We start from the raw sequence: 19,781 nt of genomic DNA on the forward strand, positions 1-19,781 counted from the left end.
AATAGGTGAATACTATGCACCCAATAGAATTTAAGAAAAAGTGGCAATTAACTTATGACGAGCTAGCACTTGTTTTAGGTTATCAAGGTGATTATACTGTTCGTTCCTGGGGTACAAATGGAAGACACAAGCGCAATCCTCAAAATGTTGTTTATGTCGCTTGTCGCCTTCTAGATGAGAAGTGGTCAAATCAGGGGAAACTTGTGGATTCTTATCTTTGACTCGCACCCGAATCTCTCATGTCTACAGATGTAGACGCTTTCTAGTTAAGAGTTCTTGTTTACAAGCGTTTTAGCCGCTGATGTTGCACACTCAATACTGCTCGGTCGGAGCTAGTCCTAATGAAAGAGGGGGTTTTGGAGTGTATGCCGGGCGATGATCCTGTCTTTTTATGAGTGGCTTTGTTCCGGCATAGCTCCAAAACCCCCAATGTATTTTTTGATTTTAGTCTACTCTGAAAATAAATTTTCATCTGTAGTGCTGAACTGCAAGTTCATGACCCACTAAACTCCAGATGTTAAGCTAGAACCCATAAGCAACGCCAAAGGAGTCTCAAGCGCTGCTATTGCAACACTTAGCTGTGTCCTAGCTTGAGTGATTGTATTCCGGCGCTCAATTCCCGTTCGCGCTTCTATATTTCGTGGATCGCTATCTGTAACGGGATAGTATTGCAGGTTACTACAATTATATTTCTTTTGCTAGAGCCTCATTAAGTTTGTCTAAAAAGTCTTTAGAGTCAGCAAAATAATTTGGATAGGCTTTTTTTAATGTCTTTATTGATTTGGCGTTAACTAATACGATATCTACCTCTTTTGTGTCTTTGTATTTTTTCTCAAAATTAATATAGTCTTCAGTTGCTTTAGAAAGGTATTTTTCTTTGTAAGACCATATCTGAACATCTTGTTTATCAATATTAAGTAGGATTAGAAAGTAACCAAAATCATCACTACTTACAGCATCATTGATTCGATGAGTTTAAACTGAAAATGCTTGAAGTTTTTTGAATACTTCTAATTCTACTGCTAGCATATTTACTTCATTTTTAATTTCTCTTAGCCTTTCGTTGTTTATATTTTCTGGTAAACAATTTTCTAAAAATGCTAAAAGCAAGCTTACTAACTCAAAAAAATGTAACCATTTTTCAGAACCTTCTCCTGATTTTAGAGATTGTTTTAAGAATGTTCCTGCAACTTCGACTGCTGTAGCCCATGAGTGCTGTATCTTTGTTCTTACTTGTATTTCAATTGTATACCCATTATATATCTCATCTTTTTTACCTTTGTATTTATAAATTAAATGTATCCCTCTATATCCTGATGTTTTAGGATTTTTGATATAATCAGTTTCTTTTACCAATTCATTTTTAGTTTTGCTATTTAATAGCAACTTTATTAAAGCATTTACCTTTTTTACATCTGATAAAACGACTCTGCATCCTCCAATATCCTGCATTGTGTGTAATCTCATACTAGGAAAACGTTTGAGTTTTCCCAGGATTGATGGAATCCGCTTTAATCGTTGGGTAATTATTGCATTTTTCTCAACAGTTTTTACCTTAGACCTTAATAAACCTGCAATAATATGTAAGGGAAATGCATATGATGACCTCCACTTGCTGACAATATCTAATGCTTCTAGATTTTCTTTTTCAGATGATTCAAAATTGATTAAATTATCACCTGCTCTACTTACTGCTTTCTTGCTAGATTTTGGTTCAACCCAAGTCATATCTTTCTTATATATTTTATATTCAAGGTAAACACCCAATATACTTTGATATAACTTTGTCGTAAATAATTTAATGTAATTTTTTATTTTTATCTGAGTTCATCACCTCTTCCATTTAGAATTCCCATAATCTTTAATCTAACTAGATTTGTGCCAAGGCAAACGCATCTAAATATTGATGAGCCTGAATATAAGCACCTGTAGAGGATTATCCACTGTGCAGCCTCCACAGATGTCGTGGGTAATCCAAATTATATTCGGAATTATATTCGGAGGTTGTTTTCGGTTAAAATCTGAGCGTTGAAACAGCCGATTCCAAATCCTCATCCAGCACCTCTAAGTATTTTTGCAACGCAGATAAGGTTCTATGACCATAAATTTTCTGGATTACCTTTAGCGGCACTCTAGACCTATGCATCTGCGTCAAGCAAGTGCGGCAGATGCTGTGAGTACTAGCTCCCTCTATACACAGTTCCATGAACGCTGCCCGATCGCGTCTACCCAGAGAAAATTTTCGCGCTTGGGCAATGCAGAATCCGCACCCAGTCTACAAGCTGATATCAAAACTATATCTGTCATGCCATACTAGAGTTGGATCAACCTACGCGTGCAGAGCAGTCTTTATCTAAAGCTATTCCCACTTTTCTAAAAAGTGTAAAGAATAGTATCAATGAGGCAAAAGTTGCCGCTAAGAGTCGGACATGAACTGCTGAGTTCAGCGTCTGGTTGCAATTTATTAATTATAGGGGTTAACAATTATACATTTTCGATTATTACGTTTGGGAATTGCTATTCTCGGCTGTAACGTTCCATTAAATTGTTTGAACACTCGCCAAGCATAATCAGGCGTTCCAAAGGTATATCAACTTTGCCACATAATCACGAGCATCATCTATATTCCATTGAACTATTGAGTTGCCAAATAAATAACTCATTTCATTTTGGCATACAAATCTTTGCCAATTATCGTTGTTTAATTCAGTGTTTAACCAATTTAACGAATTTGTAAACGTTGATTGAAAGCTAACCCTAAATCTGCTAGGGGGAATATTATACAAGAGGCATTCGATAAAGTAAGACGGAAAATGTTTTGGGAAAAGAAAACCTGTAGCTATGAGACTTCGAGCATTCTTGAAGACTCTAACCGTAGGCTTGTACCAACCGCGTGTTTGCTGATCGGAGTTTTTACTTGCACCATTATCATAATGCTGCTTGGGATAGTTGCAGATTTGTTGTCCTCTGGGAACTGTCCAAAAGGTCATGCCTTCTGCTACTAGTCGCATTGCCTCGTAATGTTTGTAAGTGACTGCTACGACTACATCTGCTCTGATCCGTCCACTATTGGGCAGTAGCTTGATTGATTTACTACCTGATGTGTCAACATACTGAGAGCCATAGTAATTACAGAGTGCAGTAATAACATTTTGCCGAAATGCAAACCAATCATAAGTAGCAGGAATTATCCCTAATTGGTTTTTCTCAGCGTCTGTCAGATTCGAGTAGAAAACAGAAGTGAGTTCTATTACAATATCTACATCGCTATCAGCGCGAATATTAGTTGAATTTCTGTATGAACCTTGTAAATACGCATTGTAGGTAACATTAGAAGGCCACTGATAACGGCTCAATGCATTCCTGATAGAATTATGAGTTTGCTGAGATGATTTAGTTGCTCCTTGATTAGACCATATTTGAAGTTGAGATTCAGAAATAGTCATGCTGTATAGTAGAAAGGGAAGGGTAACTAAGGTTGTTGTGTTGAAGGAAATGCAACTCTTCTCAAAGCTTCTTCTCGTGTCAGATACTCACGAGAAATAAATTTGAATTCCATAGTTCCAAGATTCTGCCTGCCGCGCCCAGTGAAATAATCTCCTGCCAACTCTTTCCCATCTGGCGATAGTTGTAAATTAGCTGTTCCTCTATGAGCATTCATTGTATTAACACTCAATGCTGATGGTTCGTTCATATACTCATATTTTAAGCTTGGCTCAGAAGAATCATGCGTATTAACTGCTGCCATAATGGAATATGAACTGGAGTTTTGCGTAACCAATCGTAGATTAATACGTGTCCAAGTTTGTCGAGTATATAAGATTACTCCTGGTACATCAGTACCACCACCATAAGATGAATGAATAACCCCTACCCATGTACCTCGAAGATTTGGAATAGATGAGAAAGATATAAATTTAAATTGTTGACACCATAAAAACTTATCAAACCATTGGTAAATTAAACCGTAAAAGCCCATTACCGAGGGAGCATCAATCCACCAAGGAACTTCTAATTTCATATTCTTCACAATATAACTGAGGAGCAGTGCAGCAGCCACAGCAAAAAATGCCAACCAAACTGGAATTGATTCTCGCTCTGAAGTATCTGTTGCATAGGCGTGCATGAGATTTTAGCTCCATTAGAATGTCATAAAAAATTTTGAGAAATTTTATTATCAAAGTACACGAAATACTGATTCACCTTGAAAAAAAAACTGTAATAGGTCTATCCTCTGATACTACAAAGGCGATTGCCTGAGTTTCCTTAGTCATCTTTTGTGCCGAGAGGTGCCTCGTACCCGTGCCAGGTATTGGTACTAGGCATCACCGTGCCCAAACGGGAAAATTGTACGCTAAGGGTGAAAGCCTTGCCCAGTAAGTATCTTAGCCCCTCGGTTTTCTACAGCACCCGTGAGCAGCTGTTTACCCTCAATTGATTGGTGCAGAGTATTGGCAGTACTCTGCACCATAAAGAAAGGCGTTAGCTAGTCAAAAGTGATAAATACAGGTGTGCCATTTGCTCAAAACAACTGATTTTTATAGCGTTGAGGTTAGCATCAGTTCCTTAGCGTACAATTTTCCCGTTTTGGTACAATACGGTTCAGTTAAGCATTTTTTTCTTCTCTCTGTTCCCTCTGCGCCTCTGCGGTTCGTTAAAAAATTTGACCTTGATAAAGAGTTTTAGCCTTAACTGAACCGTATTGCGTTTTGGTACGGTGATACCAAGTGCGGCGGAATCTGTAGCCTACAGTTGATATCACGAGCTTGATAGCAACGATTTCTCAACTGTGGTATAGAAGCGAGTGTAGAAACATTGGGCAAGCTGCTTACCCCTTTATATAAGCCACGTTTATCAATCGCTGGGTGTAGAGAGTTTTTTGGCACTTGAAAGATAAGTTTGACTTAACAGAGGTCAGTTTTGGGGTGCTGCTTCACGAAAGGATCAGGGTTTGGGAGAATGGGGAGTGTCCATATTTGACCGCACAAACGGGACAGTAGCCCAAAGCAATCATGAAGACCACGCCGCCAAAACGTAAGTCGAATAAGCATTACAGGTCTAGAGAATACCTTACACCAAGTGAGGTGCGATCGCTGCTGAATGCAACTCTTTCTCGTCCCAGTCGGTATGGAGAGAGGGATTTTCTGCTGATGCTGATGATGTTTCGCCACGGGTTGAGGGTGGGGGAGGCGGTGGGAGAGAAATATGGCTTAAGGTGGGATGCGGTGATGTGGGGGGAAGGTCAGATTTTTATCACTAGGGAAAAGGGCAGTGACTCTGGGGTGCATCCTTTAAGAGAAGATGAGCTGGTACATCTCAAGAAACTCCGAGAACAATTCCCCGACAGTAAATATATTTTCGTTTCTGAGCGGGGTGAGGTGATGAAGACCGATGCGGTGCGAAAACTGATTGGGCGAGTGGCGGCAGAGGCGGGGCTAGATATTAAGGTTCACTGCCACATGATGCGTCACGCTTGCGGCTATTTTTTAGTGAATCGGGGCTATAACACTAGGGAAATTCAAGATTTTTTAGGGCATCGGGATATTAAACATACTGAAAAATATACTAAGCTGAATGCTCAACGTTTTATGAATTTTGATTGGGGTGATTTGTGACATCCTTGTGACCATGTGTTACGGTCGCCTCAATACTGTCTAGTATCCAATTTTTTTTAATTAGCTCTCATAAAAGACTAAAAAGTATTGATAATTTAGATACTTGGTATACTATATTAGTACCTATGTACTGAAAATCCTAGATACTCTGCAATGGCAGCCAATCTGATTATCTACTGCCTAGACAATCTCACAGACTATTCGGAGTTTGAACGTCTTTGCCATGACTTGATGCTTTTAGAAGGATATTCCTCTATCGAACCACTTGGTCGTTCTAAAGACAAAGGGCGTGATGCTATTTACGTCAATGCAGCGAAAAAAACAACTATATTTGCCTACAGTGTCCGTGAAGGCTGGAGAGGTAAACTTGCAGAGGATGCATTCAAGATTAAAAAACACGGTCACACTTGCGACAACTTAGTTTTTATCACAACCGGTCAACCTACATCTGGTGAACGAGATGAAGCGATTGCTTGTATTCGCAAACAATATGGCTGGGATCTAGAAATTTATGGAAGTGAGCGTTTAAGAATACTGCTAGATACAAAGTATCCACATATCAAAAAGAATTACCCATCTATCTTTCCACCAGAATTTATTATCGCTCTGGAACAAATTAATAAATTTGAGGAACGTAAGCACCTATTTATCAGTTATGCCCCTGAAAATTTAGTACTTGCAGATTGGCTAGCCAAAAGACTTACAGCAGAAGGATATCTTGTTTGGTGTGAACATCTGAAGCTGCTAGGTGGAGATAAATTTCCTCATGACATTGAGAAAGCAATTAAAAATCAAGCTTTTTGTATAGTTGCCCTATACTCTCAACCATCACTGGCCAAACCTGATTTAATATTGCAAAGAAGTATTGCTTTAAGTCTAATTGAAGAAAGGCAGGAAGATTTTCTCATTCCAATTGATGTTGATGGGATCAATAAAACAAAACTCGACAGTAAAACACAGTTATTAAAATTTATTGAATTTCAGGAAAACTGGGCTGAAGGGTTGAGAAATCTATTAAAAAAACTTGAATATATCAAATGTCCAAAATCATTACCTGAAGGTGCCAAAGTATCACTGTCAGCATTTTTATATGAAGATACCATTTTAGACGAGACTGAGATTGTATATTCCAATTATCTAAAAATTGAAAAAATACCTAATATAATTTATCTGTTTGAAGCAGAAAATACTAGTTCAGATTCAGAAATTGAAAAAATGAATTTGGAATGGTCTTATCGTCAAGTAGATAGTAAACATTTCCTATCGTTTCACCAACCACCAACTTGGATTTCGGAAAAATTACAACTTCATCTATCCAGAAATAATTGCTGGCAGGAATTAATAAATGTAGAAGGCATTTATACTAAAAATTTAGTATCAGAATTGCTAAGAAAAGCTCTCATCGTCAAGTGTCATCAGAAAGGATTAAAGTATTGTGACGAGACAAAATTGCAGTATTTTCCACAAGGATTTGCAAAAGGTAATCGTCTGAATTATATCAAACACGATGGTTCAAAATCATTTGTTCAAGCTTTTGGTACTCGAACTTATTGGCGACCTGCTAAAGCAGAAGTGTATCATTATCATATTGCTCCTACATTTTATATATCTCAAAATTGGTTTGATAATTTTTCACTACAAATTCGCATAAGAATTCGTTTCGCAGATTCCAATGGTATACCATTAGATAAAAGAAAAGCAGTTTCACGTAGAAAACACTTATGTAAAAATTGGTGGAATAATGATTGGCTCAATCGGATTTTTGGTGTATGTCAGTTTCTTGCTGATGAAAATCAAATAATTATTGGGGATAGAGAAAATGAACAGATTATTATTCAGGCAATGCCAACCCATTTTACGGCACCAATTGCTATTGATGAAGCTTCTATAAAAAAGTTTAAACAAGATAGATTGGACTTGCTAAATATGCGTTCTGATAGCGAACAAGAAGATATATTGTAATAACGAAAGTGAAAATGAATGAGTCGCTTATTATATTTGATGAACCAGAATTAGAATTTCGCTATGGGCAGCGACTGAAAGACCCACGCGATGGGTTAGCCCTGTTTGGCCCTTTTGATGCTGATTCTCCGTCACATCCCAAATCATTACCTTATATCATACTTGGTACTGTTAGCGGAATATCTCAATTTAGGGCTTGGTCAGAGGCCATGAACTGTCCAGCTATATATGCACCTAAAGGTAATTTTCGCCTTTGGCCTCCTTTTCCCGGCTTTGAAGCAGCATTTTGCAGTCGATGGCCTAGCGATCCTATTTGGTCTTACCCTATAGATGAACATCAACTTTTAGAAGCTTCTCGCACACACGAAAAACATGAACGTTCCTATAAAGTTGTAGATATATTTCTCAAGGGGCTGAAAATTGCAGCAGATAAACTAGACCAAAAACCTGCTGTAGCAGTTTGTGTTGTACCAGATGAAATTTACCAAACCTGTCGCCCTGAATCGTTTGTTTCTGAGACCGTTGGAGAAGTTGTATCTAAAAAAACTGTCCGTTCTCGACAAGCAGGGCAGCTTGAGCTGCCACTGTATGGTGAAGTCAATTTAGAGCCTTACAGCCTTTCGCCTGACTTTCGCAGACAACTTAAAGCACGGTCAATGAAACATGATATTCCGCTACAAATTATACGAGAATCTTCTTTACGATTAACTGATAACAATCAGTTAGGTCAGCGAACACTTACCCCACTTTCTGATAGAATGTGGAACATTGGAACTACTCTCTATTACAAATGTGGTGGTAAACCTTGGCGATTAGTTACTGCCCGTGAAGGTGTTTGCTACATTGGTTTAGCATTTCGCCGAGCAGAAGATACAGAAAAAGGTAAAACAGCTTGTTGTGCTGCTCAAATGTTTTTAAATACGGGAGACGGAATAGTATTTCTCGGTGACTTTGGCCCCTGGTATTCACCAAAAACAAAACAATTTCAATTAAGCAAAGCCTCGGCATACGACCTTTTAAGTGGAGTATTAAGAACTTATCGTGAACTAGGAGGCAAAGAACTGACTGAGATTTTTTTACATTCACGCTCCACTATTAGTAATAAAGAATTTGAAGGTTATCAGAAAGCTTGTCCTAATGGTGTCAAACTTGTTGGTATTAGAGTACGTTCTGATAGAAGTAATGGTTTCCGTCTTTTTCGGACTGGTGAAATGCCCGTGCTGCGCGGAACATTTTTAAGGAACAACGAGCGTTCTGGCTTATTATGGGGAAGTGGATTCAAGCCAAGGCTTGCTACCTATGATGGTTGGGAAACTCCAGCTCCTCTGCAAATTGACATTCAACATGGAGATGCTGTCATAGAACGAGTGGCACAAGACATTTTTGGGCTTACTAAGCTAAATTACAATGCGTGTCGTTTAGGGGAATCTCAGCCAGTCACCGTTGGGTTTTCTGATGCAGTTGGAGAAATCCTGATTTCAAATCCTACAGTTTCCGAGCGCAGGCCAAACTTTAAGTTTTACATTTAGCGATCGCGCCATTTTGCTAACGGTGTAAGTATCTCAGCAGATCCTTTATTTAAACTACTTCGCTCCTGATGTTGCCTTTTTCAGCTTTACCCTCTATTTTGGATACAAACTCTGTAAGTTTGAACGATTACCGTCGAATATCCACTGAGCAACAGTGTTGAGCGGTTGTGGCTACTCTACCTGTATACAAAATTTAACAGAGCGCAGAGCGCATACAGTATTTTCAATTGAAAAATGGGCATACTAAATTTTAGAAGCTTGCTCAGTCTCCAAAGCAAGAATCTTTGTATTTACCAAAATCGTTATTATTATGATAAAAACATTTTTTATTGCGTATGCTGTGTAAACAGAAAAGCAGAAGACAATGAGACGCTAACAAAAATTTATGAAAAACTAAATACATGCTTATAAAAAGTGTTAACATAGAAGGCTTTTGGGGAAAATTCAAAGCAAGTGCCAACATTTTTTCAGATGTAACAATTTTCATTGGATTAAATGGCACAGGAAAGACAACATTTATTAACTTAATTGTTGCAGCACTTTCGGCTGATTTTCAACAGCTAGATAGTCTTCAATTTTCTCTTATAAAAATTATATTAATTGAACCTAAAAGCAAAAATTCTCGTAGAACTATAAGTGTTTTACGTAAACAACATGAACATATTCCTTTTATAAATGTTTACGTATACAAAATTGGATCAAAAAAGTACCAAGTATATACTGACTCCCGTGATTCACGCGCTCGGAGGGTTGGCTCTGACAGGTTTATTGATGTTAATCATCCAAAAACGTCATCTACTACTCGTCAGGAGTATATTGATCTAAAGCAAGAGCTTTCTAGCCTAGTAGAAATTTCTCAGATATCTGTTTATCGACAATCTGCTTCTGAAGCATCAGAGGTAGATCCTAGACAGAGGAGTACTGCTGTTGATGATCGCTTACAGCAGTTACTCCAAAAGTTCGCTCGTTACCAGTTGAAGCTAGAAGCCCAGCTTAATGAAAGGTCTAATTCATTTCAGAAAGAAGCTATATCTTCACTTTTATACAACGAAGAATTTGATAACTTTGATATAAAAAAATTGGATGAGATTTCAAATATAAATCTCAAAACAGAAGAAGATAAACTTTCTCGTGCTTTCAAAGAATTGGGTATTGAAGGTACTGATAAACAAATTATAAATCATATAAATAAGCTCAAGAATGCAATAGAGGGTTTAAGAGAGTCTCTAAAAAATGGAACACAGAATATTGCTCCAGCAGATGTTTTTGCAATTCCACTAATTAATCGAACTAATAAAATTATTGACTTACTAAATAAATCAGAGGAAGACAAAAGAAGAATTACTGAGCCTCGCCAAAAGTTTTTTGATATTCTTCATGGCTTTATGGTAGCTAAGAAATTTTCCTATGATAATAAGACTAGTGAACTCTGTTTCTCTTTGGAAAAAAACAGCGCTGTCCAATTGGGTTGGAATTACTTATCATCAGGTGAAAAGCAGTTACTTATTCAGTTTATGGAGGTTATTCTACAGGAAAGTAGAAGCTTGATATTTATTGCAGATGAACCTGAATTATCTCTCCATATCTCATGGCAAGAAAAAATTCTCAAGACACTTCGTGAGCTAAATAATAATGCTCAACTCATTGTTGCTACTCATTCACCTGACATTGTGGCTGAATTTAGAGACAATGTGATAGATATGGAGGATGTAATTGTTTGATGCTTAGTAGAACAGCTTCTGGTATTAGAAATACAGATTTATTTTATCGAAAAGAATATCTAGTGATAGTTGAGGGAGATGATGATCGTCCTTTTTGGAAGCTATTTTTTCCAGAGAATATAGATGGATACAAACTTAAGCTAAAAGCTGTAGGTGGCAAAGCTGAAGTCAAAAAATACATACAACAGATATTAGATTCTGATGCACACTTTGCTGTAGCGCTGGACAGTGACTACAGTCTTTTCATGAATTGTTCGATTGAACATAGCAGAATTGTAGAAACTAAAACACATAGTATAGAAAATGTTTTTTTGTGTACTTTAAGTATTACACATATAATCCAAAATCTTTCAAAAGATACTGATTATGAGTCAGAGTATGTTGAAAAATGGATGCAACATTATGATGAAAAAATTTATCCTTTGATGGTAATAGACTATATTATAGAACGGGACAAAATAGGTATAAAGTGCATGGGAGATAAATGCCAGCCTTTTTTTATAAATGACAAAACTTTTGAACTGAACGATAGCAAAATTACCGAATTAATTAATTCTTTTAACATCTCATTTCAGGAAATTATATCTATTCAAGAAAGTCTCAATTCTTATAAACCAAGGCTTCATTCAAGGGGGCATTTTTTCTTTAGTGCAGTTCAACGATTCATATCATGTGAAGTAAAAAGGCTGTCTGGGAAAACAGTTTCTGTTTCTGTTGAATCCTTATTTTCTAATGCAATAGCCTCGTGCCAACATTGTTTCAAAGAAAATAATCTGCTTGAGGAATTACAAAATAATTCCAACATATCTGCTCAAGAAGTTGTAAAACTCCTCAAAGGTTAAATTTAGAAGGTTATAAAGCTGGTAGGTAAGGTAGGGTGGCCGCCGAGATAGGTGTAAATTGGGACACGTTGTAAATAAATATTGTAGTGCAGAGTACGCCTTATCGATTTACTAACTTCCCCAAAAATGATAATGGGTCAATCTAAATTTGGCACGCTAAAACCAAGCTTTCACCCCTTTTCGTCCCTTACAGCTGGTCGAATAAACTAAGATCATCGATTAATTGAGGCACAATAGAATCAAAGACGCTATGAACACACAATGACTGCTCAATTGATGGTTCAACCCTCATCCTTAATATCTTCTGGGATCAAGATGAGCGAATTCGGTGACATTTATCTTTTTAAATTTACCGATGAGCTACAGTCTCGTTTTGAAGAACTCTTGGAGAACAAAAAAGCTGATGCGCTCACGCCTGAAGAAGAAGCTGAATATGTAGGCATCTCCGAATTAGAGCGAATCTTTACCTTGATTAACGCTCAACTAGCGGCGAAAAGTAAATGGTGTCCGAACAAACTCGAAAATTTCTAAGGCAACGAGCTAAATATCTTTGTGAATACTGCCACTCTCCAGAATACTTAAGTCCAGACCGTTTTACCATTGATCATATTATGCCGCAGTCTTTGGGAGGCTCTGATGAACTGGATAATTTAGCTTTAGCGTGTCATCGCTGTAATGAGCGTCACTATAATTTTACAGTAGCTACTGATCCAAAAACCCAAGAACAAGTCCCTCTATTTCATCCCCGTCAGCAACAATGGTCTGACCATTTTATCTGGACAAAAGACGGCATAAAAATTTTAGGTACAACTCCTACAGGGAGAGCTACTAGCGATCGCTTTGACTTCAATGATGAGCGTCGGGATGAGCCTTCGATTCAAGTGGCTCGTCGTTTTTGGGTAGAAGCGGGTTGGCATCCCCCCCAATCAGATCCACGTCTTGAATAAGAGAAAATGCCCTCCGGCTATATAGATTCACGGTGTTACTTGGGGCATAAGCAGATTCAAAATACTGTTCGCTACACTGCTGAGAACCCCAGGCGATTTGAACATTTTGATTGGCAGTGGGAGCAGCCTTTTTGAGTGGATTTTAATCCACTAACATCATTGGCTGGCAGGATATTAGGCTTGAGAGTAAACTATTCAATTACTCGGAACCAACAACATCCGCGCCTCAATCGCTTCCCAGGTTGTGGGCGACACCCACACAGATGCTTGTTTGCACTGGATAATGAGATGATTGGCGTAGAGATAATTTTCAAGTGCCTTTGCTTCTTCCTCAGATAAATCGATCATTTCTAGGGTGAGATTGAAAGCATTGAGTAAGGTTTGTTGCAGTCGTTTAGCAAATGCCAGACGCACTTCCTTTGACTGTTTATCATCAGGAATTGTAGCTTTAAGTGCTTCTAGTTGGGCGATCAGCATAGTAAAGTTGACGTTATTGAAGATTTCTGATTTTTTTAGTTCACCAGTATTTTTGATGGCGATGGCGATTGCGTTGGCGTTGGCGTTGGCGATCTCGTTGGCGATGTCGTAGGTCTTGGCGGTGGCATCAGTATATTTGATGGCGATGGCATTGGCGATGGCGTTGGCGTTGGCGTAGGCTCTGGCGATCGCATCTGCACGTTTACGTACAGGTTTCAAATTACCTGTTGATCCAACTGTTAGCTGTTCTGCCCAGTTTAATAAAGCTTGCAACTTCGGAGTGTTAATATACTGTTGCGCTTCCTTTTCCATCAACAACAGCAACTCATCGGCACCACCCCGCATTAACCCAGCTACCAATAAAAACACCTCTTTCCAGCGTTCATCTACAAGATATTCACGAACTAACTTCTCAACTTGGCGATGGTCATCAATGTATTGTGCTGTTAAATATTCCTGTAGTGTCAGATGAGAGAAAGAGTAAATACTATCAGCGCGTTCTACTAACACCCCATGTTGTACTTCAATAGATTTGAGAACATTTACCCCATTAATAAATTTTTCATCGGGTAGCATTTCCGAAAGTAGTTTTTCAATTTTATCTGCAACTTCCCGTCGCGGGAAAAATAATCGGTCTTCTTGAAATGCATCATGGGCAATTTCAGAAAGTATCATTTCCTTGCGTTTGGTATCCAGTCCCTTATAAAGGTCTTCCTGGGTAATACCTTTTTCACCAGCCCATTCTTCTAGTAAAACTCTCAATGCTCTTTCATAAAGAGTTGCTCGATTAGTCGGGAATTTACCAGAACGCTCATATAGCAAACACACCAAAGTCAGTAATAATGGTGTTTGAGTTAGTTCTTTAGCAGCAGTATGTTCGTGGCTATTAAGTTTTTGCCAGCAATCTTTACCTGTATTCGGTTTACTTGTGAACCAATTGCTAATAAAGTCTTCAATTTGAATGTCCTCGAAGTCTGCCATTGCCACATCAGTAAACCGTCGAAAATTATAGCGATAGGCTGCTACCCTACAGGACGCAATGAAGCGATTTTTATTGTAAGTATCAACAAAGTTTTGAATGTGACTAATTACATTGGTTGATTTTTTTGTCGGGACTTCATCCAAACCATCTAACAAAATCAGTAACTTGCCTTGGTCTAAGGCTTGATCTGTAAATTTCTCCGGGTCTGGAAACCCGCAAATGCGAAACTCTTCTAGAATAAATTTTTTAAGATCAATATCAGTGTATTTAAACTTTTCTAACTCAATAAAAACTGGTATACAAGTATGTATAAATATTCTTTTGTTACTTTTGAGTGCTTCTAGTCCCATCTTTCGCAAAAATGTAGACTTGCCAGCACCAGGGCCACCAAGCACCATTAGATATTGCTTATCGTTAGCAACTGTAATTCCTACTTGTTTATGACCATCTTGGGATTGAAAACCTCGGTTTTTAGCTTGGCGATAGAATTGTTCTAAATTTTCGATAGATTCAAAACTACGGATGGCATCATTATCTAAAAATTGAACTGCTGTATAGACCGATTCCAACTTTACATGCTCACGCATTCCCAACACTTTGAGGATACCGTGCCGTTCTTCGTAGTTTTGAACATACTGTTTTGATGCAGTAAAAATTAACTCCCTAGTTTTTTCATCTAGGGTTTTGCCAAACAGTCCTAAGAGCTTACCTCCGCCTCCCCAGAGTGACTGAAAAATAGGAACTGCTACGCCACTAACTGCTGCTGCTACAAAAGGTTCCATTCCTGTCATAGGATTACCAGTAAATATATTTAAAATTTAAAGCATTATTGTGTTGTATGGCTCTAAGTTCCGTTGTGATAATTACAGGCAATGGTTTTTTACCATTGATGAATTGATACATCATGAACGCCGCAAGACTGCCAATGCCGAGAGCAACCTCCTCCCCTTTCTACTCAATAAAGTCCAACAGTTCTTCTGGAGTTCGGGCATCTTCTTCAACTTTGGCGTTGGGATTTACAGCTTTCAAGTCTAAGTTCTTCGCTTCAATTTTTGCACGGCTAACAGTCCAACTGCGATCGCGAGCGCTAATTTCACTCATTCAGGTTATGCTGGCAATCAAATTAGATGCAGAGTACCAGTAATTAAATGAGTCGGGTAATCGCGTTCTTCAATCAAGCAGGAGGGGTTGGTAAAACGACCCTGACCATGAACCTGGGCTATCAAGTGCTTTTACGGGGTCATAAAGTTCTTCTCATTGACCTCGACCCCCAGGCTTCCCTAACTTCTTTTATGGGTCTTGACCCAGAAAAACTAGACAAAACTCCTTTTGATGCGCTTATAAATGAGGAACCACTATTCATCCAGCAAAAACAACATGGAATGGATATAGCTCCTACTAATATCAACCTTAGCGTAGCTGAAATTCAACTCGTTAATATGGATTTTCGTGAAGTCCGGTTGAAAGAAGCTATTGAGCCAATTCGCAATAATTACGACTTTATCCTCATCGACTGCCCACCCAGTTTGGGGCTGTTAAGTTATAGCAGCCTTGTCGCTGCCAGTCACCTGCTCATTCCCATTGAAACCCACTACAAAGCTTTTCAGGGAACAAATCTACTGGTGCAAACTATAGCCCAAGTCAAAAAAAGAGGAAACCGCAACTTAAAAATAGCTGGGTTTATTCCTTCTCGCTATGCTGCTTCCAATTCCCAAGATCAACGCACCCTCAAAGCTATCTCAGAACAATTTTCCGACATCGCCCCCGTCTACGATCCAATTCCCAGGGCTACAGCTTTTGTAGATGCTTCTGAACAACAAGTACCCTTAGCTGTCTACGAACCCAAGCATCCAGTTCTTAAAGTATTAGATAAGATAGCAGAAAAAATGGAGCAATTATAATGACCCGACCCCGCAAAACAGAGCAACCCTACAGAGCCAAAGCTGACATCAGTGTGTTGATGGGTTCGGAACTACCCTCAACGGAGCCGCAGATGTTGCCAATTGACTCTATTTCTCTACCTGATAGTCAACCTCGCCGTTACTTCGACCCAGTAAAGATAGAGCAGTTAATTCAATCCATCAAAACTCATGGAATTTTGGAGAACCTACTTGTCCGTCCCCTCCCTAACCAAGAAAATCAGTATGAATTAGTAGCAGGAGAAAGACGCTACCGAGCAGCTATCGTGGCTGGACTCCAGGAAGTTCCTGTTACTATTCGTGAACTCACTGTTGAACAAGCACTGCAACTAGCTCTGGTAGAAAACCTGTTGCGGGAAGACCTCAATCCAGTAGAAGAGACAGAAGGCATACTGCAACTGCTGGCTATCCGGCTCTCCATGCCAGTAGCCGATATCCCCAATCTGCTTTATCGTATGCAACATGAAGCTAAAGGGAAAGTTGCCCAAAACGTTTTGGGCAATGAACAAGGACAGACAATAATGGCAGTTTTCGAGGAATTAGGAAAGCTAAGTTGGGAATCTTTTGTTTCCAGTCGTCTGCCACTGCTGAAGTTGCCAGCAGAGATTTTATCAGCACTCCGAGCCGGGAAAATTGCTTACACCAAAGCTCAACTGATTGCTAGAGTCAAAGACCAACAACAGAGACAATCATTGTTAGAAGAAGCGGTAGCCGCCGATTTGTCTTTACGTGAAATTCGAGAGCGAGTTAAAACACTGCAACCTTCAACAGATTCAGAGTCGCCGCCAGCCACGATTCAAGCTATTACCCGTCGCATCACTCAGTCAAAAGTTTGGGAGAATCCCAAGAAATGGAAACAAGTGCAGACACTGTTGAAAAGGCTGGAAGTCTTAGTTACAGATGAAAAAGATTTTGCCCAGACCAATTCTCAGTCAGAGTGATTATTGAAAGGCTCGTTGTGGGGGCTATCGTTTTGGGCAATGACCAAGGGCTGTAATAATAGCTTTTTTTAAATAATTGGGGAGACTGATTGGACTGACAATATGGTTCATTACTTACCAATGATGTGACCGGGGTCTGCGATGCTTCTACATGAGGACTGAGGGGAAAGAACCCCAGGAGGAGGCGGCTTTTCTGTAAAATACGCTACTGCGTCTATGCACAACTTTCATATTGCACATCTTGGCTCAATGCCCTGCCCAGGGAAGCAGAAGGGCATTTTCGATTTTAGCGCAGACAGTATCGCTAGCAGCCCCCTCAATGTTCATCAAGTCAACGAGAAATTTGTTGGTAGTGTAGTAGCGTTGGAGATGATGTTTTTGTTTATCAGTAAATTTCCAATCATGACCAACATTACGATGCTCAGTCATTAGCTTATAAAGTTTTTTAAGCCACTCTGCATGATTTGCTTGCCACCATTGTTGAAACTGCAAGTCGTTTATGGAGGATAAAGGTATTTCTACCTTGAGACATCTGAGCTTATCTGCTATTTCAGGGTTAATGTCGAGGTTGTGGGCACAGACGCAGGCAAAGTCGAGAGCGGGGGCAAGGTCGAGAGCAGAGGCAAGGTCGGAACTGAGTTCATGGGCAAGGTTGCGGGCACGAGCGCGGATAATGGTGAGGGCGAAGTCGAGGGCGAAGTCGGGGGTAAAGTCGGGAGTGAAGGTAAGATTAAGAACGTGGGCGCATTTGCAGGCAAGGTTATCTCTGAGGTCGGCGCGAGCATGGGTGAGAGCAAGAGCAAGATTGCGGTCACGGGCACAGCCGAGAGCAAAATAGAAGTCACGAATGGCTGCGGGTCTGTAGCTCGTTTGGATAGACTCTGATTTTTGAAGTACCCAGGTCAAAAATTGGTTCAATGTTGAATCATTTGCAATCGATTGATCAATTGCCTGTTTAATCAGTTGTAACAAGCGGTCAGAAGGCTGTTGTGATTTAACGAGTTGCTTAACAACCTCCTGCCATTGTTGACTTGCAACCTTTTCAGCGAGTTGCTCAGGGGAAAGTTGAGTCAACCACTGAACTGTAAAGTGTTCTTGAAAGGTTAAATGGGAATATGACCACAACTCATCCGCCCGTTCAATCAGCAAACCATGCTGGGTTTCAATAGCTTTTAGCACTGCTATTCCCTCTTTGGAGTCGGCAAGTCGCAAAAATTTAGTAATATGAGCAGCAATCTCTTTTTGCTCAAACAGCACGAAATTTTTTGGATTCTCAAACTTGCGGGCAGCAATCTCGGTCAGCAACGCTTCTTTTTGCTCGATGTCCAACTGTCGATAGGTTATACTACCCACTTCCCACCCATCAATGGCCTTTGCATCATTCCATTTACTCAACATTAACCTAATGCCTTTCTGATACAGCCATGCCTTTTCAGAAGGCATTTCTCCCGCATCCTGTAAGACCAAGCACATGAGACTCAACAATACAGGCGTTACTGTCAATTCCTTCAGGGCTGAATTGTTATCAACTTCATGCTCAAACATTTCCCACTGCTCTGCAACTACTTCATCAGACCCGCCATTTGCCGTAAACCAATTCTGAACAAACTTTTTCACCTGTTCAGGGTTGAAGTCTGCCACTTCCACCGAGGTAAACCCATTTGGAATAGATTTAATAATTTGAGTACGGCAGGTCAAAATAAATCGATTACTAGGATAATTCTCTACGATCTGTCGGAGTTGAATCTGCACATCTTGCCGCAATACATTTGTGGATACTTCATCTAATCCATCCATCAGCACTAAGAGCTTACCTGCTTCTAGAAATGTTTTCACCTGCTGTCGTAATTCTTCCACTTGCTGTCGCAATGCTTTAATCTGCTCACTCCATTTCTGTCGCAATTCTTTAGTCTGCTCACTCTCATGTTCATCTTTTGGCTTCAGTAAAAGCCTTTCCAGTTCTGCAATTTGTCTCAAAAGCTCTTCAACCTGTTTCCAATTTTTAAATCCCAATTCCTTGTCGATCGCATCCAGTAAATACCATTGTCTATCCCGAATGCGGCGCAGTTCGATAAAAACAGCTATTAAATCCGGCTGGAACTTCTTGTTACACCAATCAACTGCTAAGTGCTTCAGAAAAGTAGTTTTTCCAGCACCTGGCTTTCCAAGAATCATCAATTTTGCATTAGCATTAGCAATCTCAAAGCCTTTATTACGCCGAATGCGATCGCCCAAGCCATAGCGATCATTCCGTAAATCGAAGGTTTCTAATAACTTAGACGGTGACACCTGAAACGTGTGTGGGGGCCGATTCAGTAACCACACATCTACATAAAGCTGATCAACGCCAATCTCATCTCCACTCAGCAATCGCATTATGCCATGTTGATTAAGAATCTTTATACGGCAGTGTTCTTGAACTTGCTGAATAAGATTTGAGTCAATGGGAGTAGCTGTAATTTCAAGTGGCGGAGTCGTCGCTTTTACATCCATCAAGTCTGTTAGTTTTAAATCTAAGGCTTTGGCGATCGAGATCGCACTTTGCCTACTAACAGTTTTACCATTGAAAAACCGCTCAACAGTTTTTTCACTTATACCCGCTTCTGTTGCAGTATCTAAGTCAGTCCAAAGTCTGCCATCATAATTACGATGTTTCGCAGCTTTTGCTTCTTGTAGTTTCTTTTTTCCCTCTGAATTGACATGAACGCTATCGCGCTTCCGTGTTTCCCCCATATTTAATGTATTTGTACTGATGAAGATATTTATACTTTAGAAGATTGGTTGATTTTATAGGGGTCAGAAAAGGTCAATTAATATTTGTCCCTGTCCTGTAATATCTATCCCTG

General features: G+C 39.5%; 19 protein-coding genes. 11 read left to right on the top strand and 8 right to left on the bottom strand.

Annotated elements, in window-relative coordinates:
- Positions 1-14: 14 nt before the first annotated feature.
- Entirely contained in the window at positions 15-221 is a 207-nt protein-coding gene (locus HWQ38_RS00345) for a hypothetical protein (protein ID WP_292788989.1), read from the top strand.
- Between the two features lie 754 nt (positions 222-975).
- Here HWQ38_RS00345 and HWQ38_RS00350 read toward each other — a convergent pair.
- Both HWQ38_RS00350 and HWQ38_RS00355 read right to left on the bottom strand, forming a co-directional pair.
- A complete protein-coding gene (locus HWQ38_RS00350; RefSeq protein ID WP_292788991.1) occupies positions 976-1,728 on the bottom strand; it encodes a RelA/SpoT domain-containing protein in 753 nt (250 codons plus the stop codon).
- A 286-nt stretch (positions 1,729-2,014) separates the two neighbouring features.
- Positions 2,015-2,206: a tyrosine-type recombinase/integrase gene (locus tag HWQ38_RS00355; RefSeq protein ID WP_366933195.1), complete on the bottom strand. Its 192-nt coding sequence runs from the start codon at positions 2,204-2,206 to the stop codon at positions 2,015-2,017.
- Between HWQ38_RS00355 and HWQ38_RS00360 the strand changes: the two genes are divergently transcribed.
- Positions 2,141-2,317: a hypothetical protein gene (locus HWQ38_RS00360; protein WP_292788995.1), complete on the top strand. Its 177-nt coding sequence runs from the start codon at positions 2,141-2,143 to the stop codon at positions 2,315-2,317. The two genes, HWQ38_RS00355 and HWQ38_RS00360, sit on opposite strands and share 66 nt — an antisense overlap.
- Positions 2,318-2,570: 253 nt before the next feature.
- Here HWQ38_RS00360 and HWQ38_RS00365 read toward each other — a convergent pair whose 3' ends face one another.
- From HWQ38_RS00365 to HWQ38_RS40300, 3 genes are all read right to left on the bottom strand, one after another.
- On the bottom strand, positions 2,571-3,446 hold the full coding sequence (locus HWQ38_RS00365) for a nucleotidyltransferase (protein ID WP_292788997.1): 876 nt from the start codon (positions 3,444-3,446) through the stop codon (positions 2,571-2,573).
- Positions 3,447-3,472: 26 nt separating this feature from the next.
- Positions 3,473-4,126: a hypothetical protein gene (locus HWQ38_RS00370; protein ID WP_292789000.1), complete on the bottom strand. Its 654-nt coding sequence runs from the start codon at positions 4,124-4,126 to the stop codon at positions 3,473-3,475.
- Between the two features lie 73 nt (positions 4,127-4,199).
- Positions 4,200-4,313: a DNA integrity scanning protein DisA nucleotide-binding domain protein gene (locus tag HWQ38_RS40300; protein ID WP_366933196.1), complete on the bottom strand. Its 114-nt coding sequence runs from the start codon at positions 4,311-4,313 to the stop codon at positions 4,200-4,202.
- A 699-nt stretch (positions 4,314-5,012) separates the two neighbouring features.
- On the opposite strand from HWQ38_RS40300, the gene HWQ38_RS00375 reads away from it, so the two are divergent.
- The 7 genes from HWQ38_RS00375 to HWQ38_RS00405 all read left to right on the top strand — a co-directional run bounded on the left by HWQ38_RS00375 (position 5,013) and on the right by HWQ38_RS00405 (position 12,616).
- Positions 5,013-5,615 (top strand): tyrosine-type recombinase/integrase, encoded by a 603-nt coding sequence (locus HWQ38_RS00375; protein WP_292789002.1) that lies wholly within the window; start codon positions 5,013-5,015, stop codon positions 5,613-5,615.
- Between the two features lie 153 nt (positions 5,616-5,768).
- On the top strand, positions 5,769-7,577 hold the full coding sequence (locus tag HWQ38_RS00380) for a TIR domain-containing protein (RefSeq protein ID WP_292789004.1): 1,809 nt from the start codon (positions 5,769-5,771) through the stop codon (positions 7,575-7,577).
- Between the two features lie 14 nt (positions 7,578-7,591).
- The gene (locus HWQ38_RS00385) at positions 7,592-9,106 is read left to right on the top strand and encodes a hypothetical protein (RefSeq protein WP_292789005.1); all 1,515 of its coding nucleotides are present in this window, start codon (positions 7,592-7,594) and stop codon (positions 9,104-9,106) included.
- Positions 9,107-9,507: 401 nt separating this feature from the next.
- Positions 9,508-10,827, top strand: coding sequence for an AAA family ATPase (locus HWQ38_RS00390; RefSeq protein WP_292789006.1), 1,320 nt, complete (start codon positions 9,508-9,510; stop codon positions 10,825-10,827).
- A complete protein-coding gene (locus HWQ38_RS00395) occupies positions 10,827-11,669 on the top strand; it encodes a DUF4435 domain-containing protein (RefSeq protein WP_292789009.1) in 843 nt (280 codons plus the stop codon). The genes HWQ38_RS00390 and HWQ38_RS00395 overlap by 1 nt, the downstream gene beginning before the upstream one ends.
- Before the next feature lie 261 nt (positions 11,670-11,930).
- Positions 11,931-12,200, top strand: coding sequence for a hypothetical protein (locus HWQ38_RS00400; RefSeq protein WP_292789012.1), 270 nt, complete (start codon positions 11,931-11,933; stop codon positions 12,198-12,200).
- Positions 12,170-12,616 (top strand): HNH endonuclease signature motif containing protein, encoded by a 447-nt coding sequence (locus HWQ38_RS00405; protein ID WP_292789015.1) that lies wholly within the window; start codon positions 12,170-12,172, stop codon positions 12,614-12,616. Before HWQ38_RS00400 ends, HWQ38_RS00405 begins: the two co-directional genes overlap by 31 nt.
- 195 nt (positions 12,617-12,811) lie before the next feature.
- Here the strand turns inward: HWQ38_RS00405 and HWQ38_RS00410 are convergent, their stop codons facing one another.
- Both HWQ38_RS00410 and HWQ38_RS00415 read right to left on the bottom strand, forming a co-directional pair.
- The gene (locus tag HWQ38_RS00410; protein ID WP_292789017.1) at positions 12,812-14,866 is read right to left on the bottom strand and encodes an NACHT domain-containing protein; all 2,055 of its coding nucleotides are present in this window, start codon (positions 14,864-14,866) and stop codon (positions 12,812-12,814) included.
- Positions 14,867-15,026: 160 nt separating this feature from the next.
- Positions 15,027-15,176 carry a hypothetical protein gene (locus HWQ38_RS00415; protein ID WP_292789018.1) on the bottom strand — a complete coding sequence of 50 codons (150 nt, stop codon included), beginning with the start codon at positions 15,174-15,176 and terminating at the stop codon, positions 15,027-15,029.
- Positions 15,177-15,223: 47 nt separating this feature from the next.
- Between HWQ38_RS00415 and HWQ38_RS00420 the strand changes: the two genes are divergently transcribed.
- Both HWQ38_RS00420 and HWQ38_RS00425 read left to right on the top strand, forming a co-directional pair.
- Positions 15,224-15,976, top strand: a complete 753-nt coding sequence (locus tag HWQ38_RS00420; protein WP_292789020.1) for a ParA family protein — start codon at positions 15,224-15,226, stop codon at positions 15,974-15,976.
- On the top strand, positions 15,976-16,935 hold the full coding sequence (locus tag HWQ38_RS00425) for a ParB/RepB/Spo0J family partition protein (protein WP_292789022.1): 960 nt from the start codon (positions 15,976-15,978) through the stop codon (positions 16,933-16,935). The genes HWQ38_RS00420 and HWQ38_RS00425 overlap by 1 nt, the downstream gene beginning before the upstream one ends.
- 246 nt (positions 16,936-17,181) lie before the next feature.
- On the opposite strand, the gene HWQ38_RS00430 is transcribed toward HWQ38_RS00425, so the two are convergent.
- A complete protein-coding gene (locus tag HWQ38_RS00430; protein ID WP_292789024.1) occupies positions 17,182-19,668 on the bottom strand; it encodes an NACHT domain-containing protein in 2,487 nt (828 codons plus the stop codon).
- Positions 19,669-19,781: the final 113 nt, after the last annotated feature.

The organism is Nostoc sp. NMS7 (assembly GCF_017115085.1).
In the GTDB taxonomy this organism is placed as follows: Bacteria; Cyanobacteriota; Cyanobacteriia; order Cyanobacteriales; family Nostocaceae; genus Nostoc.